This window comes from Acidovorax sp. GW101-11A03 (assembly GCF_059424825.1).
In genome coordinates, this window is sequence record NZ_JBWKZU010000008.1 from 25,941 (window position 1) to 39,851 (window position 13,911).

Below are 13,911 nucleotides of genomic sequence, written 5' to 3' on the forward strand. Positions count from 1 at the left end.
GACTTTGCAAACAACGGTGTGAGGCAAACATGCTTGACAAGATGACCAACCAGCTGAGTTTTCACAGCAACGCCTTGGTGCTGCGTGCGGAACGTCAGCGCGCCATCGCCAGCAACATTGCCAATGCCGACACCCCCGGCTATGTGGCGCGCGACTTCAAGTTTGGCGATGCGCTGCGGGAAGCCACAGGCATAGGATTCTCGGGCACGGGTTCGGGTGTCACCCGCCTGGCCACCGGCGGGTCGCATGGCACGGCAGGCACCACCGATCCGCGCCACATTCCCTTGCCCACGGTGCCCACCACCGCCAGCATCGACCGGCAGGGCGCCCTGGGCTACACGGTGCAGACGCAGCCCAGCCTGGACAACAACTCGGTGGACCTGGACCGCGAACGCGCGAACTTCGTGGACAACTCCGTGCGGTATGAGGCCACGCTGCGCTTCATCAACGGCGGCGCCAAAACCATGCTCAGCGCCATCCAGGGGCAGTAAGCCAGCAGCGCAGCATAGAAAGCGAGCCACACCATGTCCATGTTCTCCATCTTCAACGTCTCCGGCAGCGCCATCAGCGCGCAGTCGCAGCGGCTCAACGTGGTGGCCAGCAACCTGGCCAACGTCGATGCGGTGGCAGGCCCCGATGGCAAGGCCTACAAGGCCCGCCAGGTGATTTTCCAGACGGCCGAGATGGGTGCAGAAAGCGCTGCCGGCGTGCGCGTGAGCGGGATGAGCGAGAGCAACGTGCCCGGCCGCCGTGTGCACGACCCCGCCCACCCCTCGGCCGACGAGCAGGGCTATGTCACGCATTCGAACGTGAACGCGGTCGAGGAGATGGTCAACATGATCTCGGCCTCTCGCTCGTACCAGAACAACGTCGAGGTCATGAACACGGCCAAGTCGCTGCTCCTCAAGACCCTGCAGATGGGCCAATAACTTCAGGACGGACTCCACCATGATTCTCAACTCCGCCACCAGCGCCCCCACGGTCACGGACGCGACCGGCACAAAAGCCAACGCTGCCACCGACCCCGCTGCCGCGCAAGACCGGTTCCTGAAGCTGCTCGTTGCGCAGCTCAACAACCAGGACCCGATGAACCCGCTGGACAACGCCCAGATGACCTCGCAAATTGCGCAGATCAACACGGTGACCGGCATCCAGCAGCTCAACCAGACCATGCAGAGCATGGCCGAGCAGTTCAACTCGCTGCAGGTCATGCAGGGCACGGCACTCATCGGGCGCAATGTGATGACCGAAGGCTCCAGCCTGGCCGTGGCCGACAAGGCGGGCAAGGGCGGCTTCGAGCTGCCGTCTGCCGCCACCAACGTGAAGATCGAGGTCACGACCGCAGGCGGCCAGGTGGTGGACACCATCGACCTGGGCGCCAAGGCCGCAGGCCGCCACACCTTCGAGTGGGACGCCAGCAAGTACACCGGCACCACCGATGCACTGCAGTTCCGCGTCACAGCCGTCAACGGCTCCACCAAGCTGTCGAGCACGCCGCTGGCCCTGTCCAAGGTCACGGCCGCAGGCGCCGAAGACGGCCAGCTCAAGCTGACGCTGGCCAACGGCAAAACCATCAACTACAGCCAGATCAAGGCCCTGGTCTAAACCGGCCGAACCCTTTCCTCGCCCCCATCAGGAGAACACCATGAGTTTTCAGCAAGGCCTGTCGGGCTTGAACGCCGCCAGCAAGAACCTCGACGTCATCGGGCACAACATTGCCAACTCCAACACCGTGGGGTTCAAGGCCTCGCGGGCCGAGTTTGCGGAGATGGTGGCCTCGGCCATTGGCTCCTCCGGCGGCACCAACGCCGGCATCGGCGTGGAAGTGGCTGCGGTGGCGCAGCAGTTCACCCAGGGCAACCTCACGATCACGGGCAACAGCCTGGACGTGGCCATCAACGGCAACGGCTTCTTCACGCTCACGCTGCCCGATGGCACGCCTGCCTACACCCGCTCCGGCAACTTCAAGCTGGACAAGGAAGGCAACATGATCACCAACGACAACGCCTCGGTGATGGGCTACCCGGTGGACCCCGTCACGGGCCTGCGCACGGGCACCGACCCCATCCCCATGGTGTTCCCGACGGCCGAGCCCATCCCCGCCAAGCAGACCACCACCATCACGGCGGCGTTCAACCTGGATGCGCGCGCCACCGATGCAGCGGGCGACCCCACGGCCACGCCCCCCATCCCGGCCACCCCCCGTGCCACCTATGGCACCTCGATCAACGTGTTCGACAGCCAGGGCGTGGCCAAGCCTGTGAGTCTTTACTTCCAGAAGACCGCCACCGCCAACACCTGGGACGTGTACGACCAGCTGGACGACCCCACGGCCGTGCCGCCCGTGGTGGCCACGCCCATCGGCCAGATCACGTTTGACAACAACGGCGCCATCACCGGCCCGGTGGCCACGCCACCTGCCACAGGCTTCTCGCTGCCACTCACCGTCAACCCCACGCCGCCCAACCCCAACAACCTGCCCACCTACACCGTGGACGTGAACCTGGACAAGGTGACGCAGTTCGGCACCAAATTTGCCGTCTCCAACCTGAGCCAGGACGGCTACACCTCGGGCGAACTCACGGGCATCAACATCGAGAACAACGGGATGATCATGACCCGTTACTCCAATGGCGTGACCCGTGCCGAAGGCCAGCTGGCGCTGTCGAGCTTCCGCAACACGCAAGGCCTGGCCTCGGTGGGCAGCAACAACTGGGTGGCCACGTTCGAATCGGGCCAGCCCGTGGCGGGCACCGCCACCGACGGCAACTTCGGCTCGCTGCGCTCGGGGGCGCTGGAGGACTCCAACGTGGACCTCACCGCCGAGCTGGTCAACATGATGACCGCCCAGCGCGCCTACCAGGCCAACGCCCAGACCATCAAGACGCAAGACCAGGTGATGTCCACCCTGGTGAACCTGCGCTGATGCGCGCCTGAATCTTCACTGACCCCACCCAGGACCCCGGAGAGCCCCCATGGACCGCATCATCTACACCGCGATGACGGGCGCAAACGCTGCCGCCCACCGGCAGGCCGTGCTGTCCAACAACCTGGCCAACGCGTCCACGGGCGGGTTCCGTGCCGAGATGTCCACCTTCCGGTCCGTGCCGCTGCAGGGCGACGGCGCCAAGACCCGCGTGTTCGCGCTGGAGGCCACCTCCGGCTACGTCAACACCCCCGGCCCCGTGCAGCGCACCGGCCGCAACCTCGATGCGATGGCTGCGGGCAACGCCTGGTTTGCCGTGCAGGGCCTGGACGGCACCGAGGCCTACACCCGCGCGGGGAGCTTCGAGGTGTCGGCGGGCGGCCAGCTGCTCACGCCCACCGGCCTGCCGGTGTTGTCCGATGGCGGGGCCCCCATCGATGTACCCCCCGGGGCCGATGTCTCGCTGGGCTCCGATGGCACCATCACCGCCAAGACTGCAGGCCAGCCTGCGCAGGCAATTGGCCGCCTGAAACTCGCCACCCCCACCGCCGAAGACCCGCTCAAGCGCGGCGACGACGGCCTGTTCCGTACCGCGTCGGGCGACCCCATGCCCAACGACGCCAACGCCCGCATGCTGTCGGGCGCGCTGGAGGGCTCCAACGTGAACCCAGTGGAAAGCATGGTGGGGATGATTGCCGCAGCGCGGCAGTTCGAGCAGCAGATGCGCCTGCTGCAGAACGCCGAGACCAATGACAAGACCGCCAGCCAGTTGCTGAGCATGAACGGCTGAGGCCGCGCCCCACGCTGCCACGCCAAAAGGAAGCACCATGATCAACTCCCTCTGGATCGCCAAGACCGGCATGTCTGCGCAGCAGACCCAGCTCGACGTCATCTCGCACAACCTGGCCAACGTCTCCACCACCGGCTACAAGCGCAACAACGCGGTGTTCGAAGACCTGATCTACCAGAACCTGCGCCAGGTGGGCGCCAACACCACCGAGCAAAACCAGCTGCCCACCGGCCTGCACCTGGGCCTGGGCGTGCGCACCGTGGCCACCAGCCGCAACTTCGTGCAGGGCAGCCTGCAGGAATCCAAGAACAACCTGGACGTGGCCATCAACGGCAATGGCTTCCTGGAAGTGACCATGCCCGACGGCACCATCGGCTACACGCGCGACGGATCGTTCCAGGTCGATGCCCAGGGCCGCCTGGTCAACTCCAGCGGCCTGCCCGTGGCCAACGGCATCACCGTGCCCGCCAACGCCACCAGCGTGAGCATCAGCGCCGACGGCGTGGTGTCAGCCACCGTGCCGGGCAACACCCAGCCCCAGCCGCTGGGCAACCTGGCCATGTCGTCGTTCATCAACCCGGCGGGCCTGGAGCCCATCGGCCAGAACCTGTTCAAGGAATCGGCCGCCTCGGGCCAGCCCCAGCAGGGCACGCCCGGCACCAACGGCCTGGGCATCCTCAAGCAGGGTTTTCTGGAAGCCTCGAACGTGAACGTGGTGGAAGAGTTGGTCACCATGATCCAGACCCAGCGCGCTTACGAGATGAATTCCAAGGCCATCCAGACCTCGGACCAGATGCTGGCCAAGCTGTCGCAACTGTGATGGCCAGGAAGGACACCGCCATGAAGCACCTGATCGCCTCTACCGCCCTGGCCTTGCTGGCCACGGGCTGCGCCACCCTGTCGCCGCCGCCGCCCGTGGACATCCTGCCCACCACGCCACCCCCCATTGCCACCACCACGCCGCGCACACCACCGCCGGTCACCGGCAGCCTGTTCCACAACGCCAGCTACCGCCCCGCATTCGAGGACCGCCGCGCGCGCATGGTGGGCGACAACGTGACCATCAATATCGTGGAGAACGTCACGGCCAGCCAGAAGTCTTCGTCCACGGTGGACCGCACCTCCGAAGCCTCGGGCGGCATCACCAGCCTGCCGTTTGTGAAACGCTCGCTGGCCGACCGCACCACCCTCGCGGCGGGCTCGGAAAGCACCTTCTCGGGCAAGGGTGGCACCGAAAGTACCAACACTTTCACCGGCTCGATCACGACCACCGTGGTGGACGTGCTGCCCAATGGCCACCTGGTCGTGACCGGCGAGAAGCAGATCGGCGTGAACCAGAACGTGGACGTGCTGCGCTTCTCGGGCACCGTCGATCCGCGCGTGATGCAGCCCGGCAGCATCGTCAACTCCACCCAGGTCGCCAATGTGCGGGTCGAGTCGCGGGGCCGGGGCGCCCAGAACGAGGCCCAGGCCATGGGCTGGATGAACCGGTTCTTCAACACCATCACGCCGTTCTAGGCTCCCCCCTGAGGCGCTGCGCGCCTTCCCCCCCGAGGGGGGACGCCGCCAGCGCGGCGGGGCGGCCCTTGCGCGGCGGCCCGCGCCGGGGCCGCGCCAGTTTTGACGGACACCGGGCTCTGGGACGGTTGTGGCTGCAGTAGCAGCCTGAGTCAATTGCTATATTGTTTATAGCAATAAACACTTACCGATAGCGCGGTAACGGCCATTTTTGCTTATATTTTTCGCAGCAGAACAGCCTTGACGCCTGTCCGGCGCGCTGCAGGCTGCCGGCCGCTTTCCCTCTGCCCCGAAACTCACGCAATAAGCTGGTGAACCGGCTGCTTTTCGGGTTTTAGTTTCTGGCGGGGCCGCCCACAATCGGTGCCATGAAAGCCTTGTCCCACTCCCCCCTGCAGCGCATGGTGCGCGCGCTGTGGCTGCTGCTGGCCCTGGGGGCCGCCTGCCTGGCCGGGCCCGCACAGGCCCTGCGCATCAAGGAAGTGGCGGCCGTGCAGGGTGTGCGCTCCAACCAGCTGACGGGCTATGGTCTGATCGTGGGCCTGGACGGCACGGGCGACCAGACGACGCAGATGCCCTACACCACGCAGGCGATGTCGAACTACCTGCAGCAGATGGGCATCAGCCTGCCGCCGGGCTCGGCGAACCAGCTGCAACTCAAGAACGTGGCGGCGGTGATCGTCACCGCCCAGCTCCCCGCATTTGCCCAGCCCGGGCAACTGATCGATGTGAACGTGTCCTCCATGGGCAACGCCAAGTCGCTCAAGGGCGGCACGCTCATCGTCACCCCGCTGCGCGGCGCCGATGGCGAGATCTATGCGCTGGCCCAGGGCAATGTGGTGGTGGGCGGCGCAGGCGCGTCGTCCGGCGGCAGCAAGGTGCAGATCAACCACCTGAGCGCAGGCCGCGTTCCGCAGGGCGCGCAGGTCGAGCGCGCCGTGCCCACGCCGCTCAACGAAGGCGACACCATCAGCCTGGGCCTGAACGCCTCCGACTTCCAGACCGCGCGGCGCGTGGTGCAGGCCATCAACACCAAGCTGGGCAATGGCGTGGCCACCGCGCTGGACGGCCGCACCGTGCAGGTGCGTGCCCCCACCGACCCCGGCGCCCGCGTGGGCTTTATCGCCGACCTGGAGGAGCTGCAGCTGGACGCCATGACCCCGGCGGCCAAGGTGGTCATCAATGCCCGCACCGGCTCGGTGGTGCTGAACCAGGCCGTCACGCTGGGGCCGTGCGCCATTGCGCACGGCAACCTGTCCATCACCATCAGCAGCACGCCCGTCATCAGCCAGCCCGCGCCGTTCTCGCAGGGGCAGACGGTGGTGGCGCAGCAAAGCGACATCCGCATCAACCAGGAGCCGGGCAACATCATCCAGGTGCCGGCCTCGCCCCAGCTGGCCGACGTGGTCAAGGCGCTCAACGCGCTGGGGGCCACGCCGGGCGACCTGCTGGCCATCCTGCAGGCCATCAAGGCCGCCGGCGCGCTCAACGCCGAACTGGAAGTGATCTGACCCGGAGGCGCAACCATGGCCCTCACCCTGCCTTCATCCAGCACCACCAGCAGCACCTCGAATGCGCTGGCGGTGGACATCCGCTCGCTCAATGCGCTCAAGTACGACGCGGGCACGGCCAACAACGCGCAGACCACGCGCGAGGTGGCCAAGCAGTTCGAATCGCTGTTCATGCGCGAGCTGATCAAGAGCATGCGTGACGCCACGATGAAATCCGGCCTCATGGAAGGCGAGCAGGCCAACCTGGGCCAGGACCTGCTTGACCAGCAGCTGTCGGTGAACATGGCGGGCCAGCAGGGCGGGCTGTCTGAAGCCATTGCACGCCAGCTCTCGCGCCAGATGGGCGGTGCGGACACCACGTTCTCGGTGCCCTCGACCCTGAGCCTGCAGTCCGCCCTGCCCCGCGCCACGGCACCAGCGGCCAGCGGCAGCGCGCTCCCCGAAGCCACCCAGCAAGCCCCCAAGGGCCGCGACGGCTTTGTGCAGCACCTCTCTGGCACCGCCGAACGGGTGGCGCAGGAAAGCGGCATCCCCGCCAGCTTCATGCTGGGCCAGGCGGGCCACGAAACCGGCTGGGGCAAGAGCGAGATCAAGCACAAGGACGGATCCAACTCGTTCAACCTGTTCGGCATCAAGGCGGGCAAGGGCTGGACGGGCAAGGTGGCCGAGATCACCACCACCGAGTACATCAACGGCAAGGCCCAGAAAGTGACGGCGAAGTTCCGCGCCTACGACTCGTACGAGGATTCGTTCCGCGACTACGCAAAGCTCATCAAGGAAAGCCCGCGCTACGAGCAGGCCGAATCCGTCGCCCAGTCCGGCTCGGCCATGGCCTACGCCTCTGCGCTGCAAAAGGCGGGCTACGCCACCGACCCCGAATACGCCAAGAAGCTCAGTGGCGCCATCAACAGCGTGCTGCGCACCCAGCGTGCGCAGGCCTGAGAACGCGAGGTAAGCCATGAGTCTCCTCAACGTCGGCGCCCGCGCCCTGCTGGCCAACCAGGTGGCCCTGCAGACGGCAGGCCACAACATTGCCAATGTCAACACGCCCGGCTATTCGCGCCAGACGGTGGTGCTGCAGACCGTGCAGGGCCAATTCACGGGCGGCGGCTACATCGGCCAGGGTGTGGATGTGCAGACCATCCTGCGCAACCAGAGCGAGCTGCTCACGCGCCAGTCGGCCGCGGCAGGTTCGACCCAGGCCGCAGACATCGTGCGGTCCGAGCGCCTGCGGCAACTGCAGGAGGTCTTCAGCGGCGGCACGGCCGGGCTGGGTGCGGCCATCAACGACATGATGAACGCGTTCTCGGACGTGGTGAGCTCGCCCACCGACATCACGGCACGCACGGTGGTGCTCACCCGCCTGGACGAAACCGCCGCCCGCATGCGCACGGCCGGGGAACGCCTCAACGAGCTGCAGTACACCGTCACCGAGCAGCTGGAAAGCAGCGTCACGGCCATCAACAGCCTGGCCAAGCAGATGGCGAACATCAACGAGCAGATCGCGCGCGCCAACGGCAATGGCCAGAGCCCCAATGATCTGCTGGACCAGCGCGACCAGATCATCCGCGAGATCAACCAGTATGTGCAGACCACGCAGATCCCCGCCGACGATGGCACGGTGGGCCTGTTCGTGGCAGGCAGCCAGCCGCTGGTGCTGGGCACGACAGCCTCCAGCCTGTCCATCGACGATGCCACCCAGTTCCCTGCCAGCGGCCAGATCAAGCTGTTCTTCAACCGCCCGGGCGCGCCTCCGGTGGAGATGGACGAGAACGTGCTCGGCGGCGGCTCGGTCTCGGGCCTGCTGCGCTTCAACAACAACGACCTGACCGAAGGGCGCAACCTGCTCGGCCGCATGGCCATGGCCATTGGCATGACCATGAACGACCAGCAGAACCTGGGCCTGACGCTCGACGGCGTGCCGGGCAAGGACCTGTTTGCGCTGCCCACCAGCATGCCGGGCTACACCAATGGCGCGGGCGTTGGCACCGTCTCGTTCACGGGTCCCACGCAGTTTGCAGCCTCGGACTACGAGATCCGCTTCACCACCGGCACGGCAGGCCAGGTCGTGCGCCTGTCCGATGGCAAGGCCACCCCGTTCACCAGCGCCGCCAACCTGGCCACGCTGCAGATCGACGGGCTCAACTTCAACCTGACCACGCCCGGCAACCCGGGCGAGCGCATGCTGTTCAAGCCGTTCAGCACGGCGGCCAACAATATCCAGGCGCTGGTGTATTCGCCGCGCGACCTGGCCGTGGCCAACCCCATCAACGCGGCCATGGGCACCGCCAACGGCGGCACCATGCAGCTGGCAGGACTCAAGGCCACGGGTTTGCCCAACCCGCCCGGCCTGGTGCTGCCCGCCAATGCCAACCCCGCCGCCCTTCCGCCCATCCTGGGGGGCGTGCAGCTGCAGTTCACCGCCGGCCCACCCACCACCTACGACGTGCTCGACCGGGGCACGGCACCGCCAACCGTGCTGGCCGCCGCGCAGCCCTATACCTCGGGCGCGCCGATTTCCATCAACGGGTGGGAGATCAAGCTGCAGGGCAGCCCCAAGACGGGCGACACCGTGGTCATCGGCAATGCGCTGGACCCCCAGTACGGTGACGCCTTCACCCGCAACGCGGGCAATGCCAGCGCGCTGATGAGCCTGCGCGACGTGAAGATGTTCGACGAGTCCACGCTCTCTGACGGTTATGCCAGCGCGATTGCCCAGGTGGGCACACGCACGCAGAGTGCGCTGTTTGCGGCCGAAATGTCCACCACCATCGCCGCCAACCTGGAGCGCGACCGCACGGCCGTGTCGGGCGTGAACCTGGACGAAGAGGCCGCCCGCCTGATCCAATACCAGCAGGCTTACCAGGCATCATCCAAAATGATCCAGATTGCGCAGAACATCTTTGACTCGCTGCTGCAAGGCATGGGCCGCTGACCGCCGTTCAGGCGCTAGGAGTTCGACATGAGCAACAGCATCTACCGCCTTGGCACTGCCAATATGTACGACAACGCCCTGCGCAACCTGGGCGCGCGGCAGACCAACCTGTCCAACCTGCAGGAGAACCTCACCTCGGGCAAACGGGTGGTGCGGGCCAGCGACGACCCCGTGTCGGCCGCGCAGGCCGAGCGGGCGCTCAACCGCCTGGCGCGCATCCAGACCGAGCAGCGTGCGCTGGAGACCCAGCGCAACGCCATCGTCCAGGGCGAATCCTCGCTGGGCGATGCGGTGGACCTGGTCCAGAGATTCCGCGAGCTGGTGGTGAGCGCCGGTGACGCCGCCATGACGCCCAACGACCGCGTCACGGTAGCCAACCAGTTGCAGGGCCTGCGCGAGCAGCTGCTGGAGGTGGCCAACCGCAAGGACACCAATGGCATTCCGTTGCTGAGTGCACTGGGCAGCGCGCTGGCCCCCTTCCTGGGCCCGCTCAGTGGCTCGCCCGACTACAGCTTCCAGGGCCTGCCCGGCCAGACTGCCAGCACCGGCGTGACCGTGCCCGGCGCGCTGGATGGCGATTCGGCCTTCATGTTCGACCCCAACCGCGATGGCGTCTACACCGCCGGTGTGAGCGCCATTCCGGTAGGCCGCCAGCTCACCACCACCGCCATCACCCCGGCCAACCTGGCCCTGGTGACGGGCGACAACTACAGCATCGCCTTCAGCGCCGTGGGCCCGGGCGCCACGCCCGGCACCAGCACGGCCACCTACACCATCACCAACACCACCACCGGCGCCGTGTCCGCCCCTGTGGTGGTGCCTGACTACCCCAGCGACAAGCCGGTGACCATCTCCGTCGCGGGCATTCCGGGGCTGACCTTCGACATCAAGGGCAACCCCGCCAACGGCGACACCATCACCCTGCAACCCAGCGCCAGCATGTTCAGCACGCTGGACAGCGCGATCAACGGCATCCGCAATGCCCCCAACAACAACGCAGCCATCCAGGCTGTTGGGCAGGCGCTGGCCAATATCGATATCGGGCTGGAGCGCGTGCACAACATGCGCAGCTATGCCGGTGAGCTGCTCAACCGTGCCGACCGCATCACGGGCGACCAGGAAAAGCGCTCCATCCAGCTCGAAGGCGACCGCTCGCGCGCCGAGGATCTCGATATGATCAAGGGCATTTCGGACTTCCAGAACCAGCAGGTGGGCTACGAGGCAGCACTCAAGTCCTATGCCCAGGTTCAGAAGTTGTCGCTGTTCAATTTCATCAGTTGAAGCGGGTCTTCCCACGCCGCGCAGCCCAGGCGGGGCAGGCCCTAACGACGAGACAACCGCCTGAGAGCACATGGTCCAATCTGTCCTTGGCAGCCTGATTCTGGGCTACCGCCCTTTGTGGAACCGGGCCCGCAAGCTCGCGGGCGTCCAGCTGTATGCGCACAACGAGGCCACAGCGGTGGTCGATGCCGGTCACCTGCTGCGCACCCTGCAGGAGCTGTGGTCTGCCAGCTCCCCGCCCCTGCTGATCTCGGCCCAGACGCGCCAGCTGCTGTGCGACCTGCTCGAACACGCACCACGTGGCGCGCCCTGGATCGAGGTGCGTGGCGACTGGCTTTCGGACTCGGCCATCTATGCACGCGTCAAGGCCGCGCACCAGCGCGGCCTCAAGCTGGTGTGGCGCGGCGATGCCAGCAAGCTCCCAGAACCCGAGATTGCGCGCTGTTTTGACAACAGCCTGCTGACCCTGCGCCCCGAAGACGCAGTGGCGGCCCTGCAGACAGCCCCCGCGCGCCCCGGCGCCCCGGCCACCCCGGCGCCCCGAGCCACCAGCCCCGTGCTGGCCGGGCAGATGTACGAAAACGTGGCCAGCCGCGCGCTCATGGAACATTGCCTGGACCAGGGCAACGCCATGGCCCTGGCGGGCTGGCCGTCGGAAGACGTGCTTTACAGCCTCCGCCACCATCCACAGCAGCCCTCGCACGCCGTGATCTTCAAGCTCATGAAGGCCATCGATGCGGAGCAGTCGCTGGAGACCTTCGAAGACATCATGGGCGAAGACCCGCTGCTCGCCTACCGCTTCATGGTCTATACCAACTCGGCCGCTCTGGGCCTGCGCACCGGCATCGACTCGCTGCGCCGGGGCCTGGTGATGATGGGCTACAGCTCCATCAAGCGCTGGCTGTCCGACCAGTTGCCGCACGCCAGCACCGACCCCAACATGCTGCCCGTGCGCGCCGCCATGCTGATCCGCGCGCAGCTCACCGCCCACCTGCTGGACGCAGGCATCGAGAACGACTTGCGCCGTGAGATCTACCTGTGTGGCCTGTTCTCGCAGCTCGATGACCTGCTGGGCGAGCCCCTGGGCACCATCCTGCGCCGCCTGCCGCTGTCCGAGCGCATTTACGACGCCACGGTGCTGCGCACCGGCCCTTACACCAGCGGCCTGCAGATGGCCTGTGCGCTGGAAACCGACGACGCCAGCGCGATCCGCCAGCTCTGCGAGACCTATGAGATGGACCTGGAGGAGGTCAACCGCGCGCTGCTGCGGGTGTTGGCCGACCTGGAAGTGGAACGCCCTGCTGCCGGGCGCTGAGCCCCCTAGTCGCCGCGCCTGCTCACCGCTCCTGCTCAGCCCGCACGCGCTCAAAGATGCGCCAGAACGCTGCGTCCTGCGTGGTCGCAAAGTTGATGCGCATGAGCGTGCTGGGCTTGCGCTCGGCATGGAACAAGGCGCCGGGCGCGAGCAGGTAGCCCTCGTCCAGCATGCGCTGCGACAGCGCATCGGTGTCCACCCCCGTCTCCACCCAGCCAAACAGGCCCACGGGCTCGGCCGCGAAGCTGCAGCCCGCAGCCAGCGCCAGCTTGACGCTGCGCGCGCGCGCCGCATCCAGCCGGGTGCGGATGCGCTCGGAATGGCGGCGCAGCTGGCCCTGCTCGATGCACAGGGCCAGGGCCTTTTCGAGCAGCGCGGGGGTGGTGAGCGTGGCCAGCAGCTTGGTGTCCAGCAACTGCTCCACCAGCGTGGGCGGCGCGGCCAGGTAGCCAATGCGCCAGTTGGGCGCGAGGATCTTGGCAAAGCCGCTCACGTAGATGGTGCGCTGCAGGCCATCGAGCGCGGTGAGGCGCGTGGCATGCTCGGGCGCGATGTGGCTGTAGGTGTCGTCTTCCACCACATGGAAGTTGTGCTGGTTGGCCAGTTGCAGGATGCGGTGGGCGCTGCCCGGCGTGAGGCAGTAGCCCGTGGGGTTGTGGAACACGCTCACGCTCACATAGAGCTTGGGCTTGTGCACCTCGCAATACCGGGCCATCACCTCCAGATCCGGCCCGTCCGCGCGGCGCGGCACGGGCAGGATGTGCATGCCCAGGGCGGCCAGGCGCGCAAACTCCACGGCCCAGCCGGGCTCTTCCACCATCACCGGGTCGCCCGGGCGCAGCAAGGTGCGGCTCACGATATCGAGCGCATGCGTGGCGCCCACGGTGGTGATGATGTGCTCGGGCGCAGTATGCACATTGAGCGTGGCCAGCTTCTTGGCCAGCAAGCGGCGCAGGCCTGCGTCGCCCAGGGGTTCGCCGTACTGCAGTGAAAAATCCTGCAGGCTGCGCGAGCTGGTCACCTTGCGCACGGCTGCGGGCATGAACGTGGACTCCAGCCAGTCCGGCGGAAACACGCCCATGCCGGGCTGGGGCTTGTCGCTGACCTTGTGGAACATGCCGCGGATCAGCGCCGTGGCGTTGACGGGCGACACCCCTCTGCGCCCAGCGGCCCGCGCGGCGAACCAGTGGGCCGTGCTCCAGTTGGCGGCGGCGCTCTCCAGCCCGGGGTCCACGGGGGGGGCGTCCTCTTCGTCTGCAGCAGCGGCCGAGCGGCCACTTTCGCGCACGAAGAAGCCCCGGTTCTTGCGCGCCTCCACCAGCCCCTGTGCCAGCAGCTGGTCATAGGCCGCCACCACGGTGGACGGGCTCACCCCGTTTTGCTGCGCGCACTGGCGCACCGACGGCAGGCGCGCTCCCGGCGCCAGCAGGCGGTTGCGGATGCGCTCGGAGATCCTGGCCGACAACTGCTCTGTGAGCGACTGGGTAGAAGATTTCATCAGCATGGCAAGGCCCTGGGCGGTGTACTGTCTTCGCAACCAATACAGTTTCAACACTGCGCTGACTGACTGTACTGGTGATGTACTGGTTTGCAAGATTACATTGAACCCACACAACCGACAAGAACCCCCTGCAA

General features: G+C 66.8%; 13 protein-coding genes. 12 read left to right on the forward strand and 1 reads right to left on the reverse strand.

What is annotated here, in order from left to right; genetic code table 11:
- Positions 1 to 29: 29 nt before the first annotated feature.
- The 12 genes from flgB to AC07Z7_RS05645 all read left to right on the forward strand — a co-directional run bounded on the left by flgB (position 30) and on the right by AC07Z7_RS05645 (position 12,276).
- Complete coding sequence (flgB, locus tag AC07Z7_RS05590; protein ID WP_494765607.1) at positions 30 to 491, forward strand: flagellar basal body rod protein FlgB; 462 nt, start codon at positions 30 to 32, stop codon at positions 489 to 491.
- Between the two features lie 33 nt (positions 492 to 524).
- Complete coding sequence (flgC, locus tag AC07Z7_RS05595; RefSeq protein WP_094290274.1) at positions 525 to 929, forward strand: flagellar basal body rod protein FlgC; 405 nt, start codon at positions 525 to 527, stop codon at positions 927 to 929.
- Positions 930 to 948: 19 nt separating this feature from the next.
- Positions 949 to 1,605 (forward strand): flagellar hook assembly protein FlgD, encoded by a 657-nt coding sequence (locus tag AC07Z7_RS05600; RefSeq protein ID WP_094290275.1) that lies wholly within the window; start codon positions 949 to 951, stop codon positions 1,603 to 1,605.
- 40 nt (positions 1,606 to 1,645) lie between these two features.
- Positions 1,646 to 2,926 carry a flagellar hook protein FlgE gene (flgE, locus tag AC07Z7_RS05605; protein WP_094290276.1) on the forward strand — a complete coding sequence of 427 codons (1,281 nt, stop codon included), beginning with the start codon at positions 1,646 to 1,648 and terminating at the stop codon, positions 2,924 to 2,926.
- A gap of 49 nt (positions 2,927 to 2,975) precedes the next feature.
- On the forward strand, positions 2,976 to 3,716 hold the full coding sequence (flgF, locus tag AC07Z7_RS05610; protein ID WP_094290277.1) for a flagellar basal-body rod protein FlgF: 741 nt from the start codon (positions 2,976 to 2,978) through the stop codon (positions 3,714 to 3,716).
- A 37-nt stretch (positions 3,717 to 3,753) separates the two neighbouring features.
- On the forward strand, positions 3,754 to 4,536 hold the full coding sequence (gene flgG / locus AC07Z7_RS05615) for a flagellar basal-body rod protein FlgG (protein WP_063461631.1): 783 nt from the start codon (positions 3,754 to 3,756) through the stop codon (positions 4,534 to 4,536).
- Between the two features lie 20 nt (positions 4,537 to 4,556).
- A complete protein-coding gene (locus AC07Z7_RS05620; protein WP_094290438.1) occupies positions 4,557 to 5,234 on the forward strand; it encodes a flagellar basal body L-ring protein FlgH in 678 nt (225 codons plus the stop codon).
- A gap of 368 nt (positions 5,235 to 5,602) precedes the next feature.
- Positions 5,603 to 6,745, forward strand: a complete 1,143-nt coding sequence (locus AC07Z7_RS05625) for a flagellar basal body P-ring protein FlgI (RefSeq protein ID WP_494765608.1) — start codon at positions 5,603 to 5,605, stop codon at positions 6,743 to 6,745.
- Positions 6,746 to 6,760: 15 nt separating this feature from the next.
- Positions 6,761 to 7,687 carry a flagellar assembly peptidoglycan hydrolase FlgJ gene (gene flgJ / locus AC07Z7_RS05630; protein WP_094290279.1) on the forward strand — a complete coding sequence of 309 codons (927 nt, stop codon included), beginning with the start codon at positions 6,761 to 6,763 and terminating at the stop codon, positions 7,685 to 7,687.
- A gap of 16 nt (positions 7,688 to 7,703) precedes the next feature.
- Positions 7,704 to 9,680 (forward strand): flagellar hook-associated protein FlgK, encoded by a 1,977-nt coding sequence (gene flgK / locus AC07Z7_RS05635; RefSeq protein WP_494765609.1) that lies wholly within the window; start codon positions 7,704 to 7,706, stop codon positions 9,678 to 9,680.
- Between the two features lie 27 nt (positions 9,681 to 9,707).
- Positions 9,708 to 10,961, forward strand: coding sequence for a flagellar hook-associated protein FlgL (gene flgL, locus AC07Z7_RS05640; protein ID WP_094290281.1), 1,254 nt, complete (start codon positions 9,708 to 9,710; stop codon positions 10,959 to 10,961).
- A gap of 70 nt (positions 10,962 to 11,031) precedes the next feature.
- Positions 11,032 to 12,276, forward strand: coding sequence for an HDOD domain-containing protein (locus tag AC07Z7_RS05645; RefSeq protein WP_494765610.1), 1,245 nt, complete (start codon positions 11,032 to 11,034; stop codon positions 12,274 to 12,276).
- Between the two features lie 22 nt (positions 12,277 to 12,298).
- On the opposite strand, the gene AC07Z7_RS05650 is transcribed toward AC07Z7_RS05645, so the two are convergent.
- A complete protein-coding gene (locus AC07Z7_RS05650; protein ID WP_494765611.1) occupies positions 12,299 to 13,780 on the reverse strand; it encodes an aminotransferase-like domain-containing protein in 1,482 nt (493 codons plus the stop codon).
- Between the last annotated feature and the right edge of the window lie 131 nt (positions 13,781 to 13,911).

What these genes read in the sequence shown, in the direction of transcription:
- AC07Z7_RS05625 (WP_494765608.1), top strand. Translation starts at nt 5,603, where the DNA reads ATGAAAGCCTTGTCCCACTCCCCCCTGCAGCGCATGGTGCGCGCGCTG.
- flgF (WP_094290277.1), top strand. Translation starts at nt 2,976, where the DNA reads ATGGACCGCATCATCTACACCGCGATGACGGGCGCAAACGCTGCCGCC.
- flgB (WP_494765607.1), top strand. Translation starts at nt 30, where the DNA reads ATGCTTGACAAGATGACCAACCAGCTGAGTTTTCACAGCAACGCCTTG.
- flgC (WP_094290274.1), top strand. Translation starts at nt 525, where the DNA reads ATGTCCATGTTCTCCATCTTCAACGTCTCCGGCAGCGCCATCAGCGCG.
- AC07Z7_RS05600 (WP_094290275.1), top strand. Translation starts at nt 949, where the DNA reads ATGATTCTCAACTCCGCCACCAGCGCCCCCACGGTCACGGACGCGACC.
- flgE (WP_094290276.1), top strand. Translation starts at nt 1,646, where the DNA reads ATGAGTTTTCAGCAAGGCCTGTCGGGCTTGAACGCCGCCAGCAAGAAC.
- flgL (WP_094290281.1), top strand. Translation starts at nt 9,708, where the DNA reads ATGAGCAACAGCATCTACCGCCTTGGCACTGCCAATATGTACGACAAC.
- AC07Z7_RS05645 (WP_494765610.1), top strand. Translation starts at nt 11,032, where the DNA reads ATGGTCCAATCTGTCCTTGGCAGCCTGATTCTGGGCTACCGCCCTTTG.
- flgK (WP_494765609.1), top strand. Translation starts at nt 7,704, where the DNA reads ATGAGTCTCCTCAACGTCGGCGCCCGCGCCCTGCTGGCCAACCAGGTG.
- flgG (WP_063461631.1), top strand. Translation starts at nt 3,754, where the DNA reads ATGATCAACTCCCTCTGGATCGCCAAGACCGGCATGTCTGCGCAGCAG.
- AC07Z7_RS05620 (WP_094290438.1), top strand. Translation starts at nt 4,557, where the DNA reads ATGAAGCACCTGATCGCCTCTACCGCCCTGGCCTTGCTGGCCACGGGC.
- flgJ (WP_094290279.1), top strand. Translation starts at nt 6,761, where the DNA reads ATGGCCCTCACCCTGCCTTCATCCAGCACCACCAGCAGCACCTCGAAT.
- AC07Z7_RS05650 (WP_494765611.1), bottom strand. Translation starts at nt 13,780, where the DNA reads ATGCTGATGAAATCTTCTACCCAGTCGCTCACAGAGCAGTTGTCGGCC.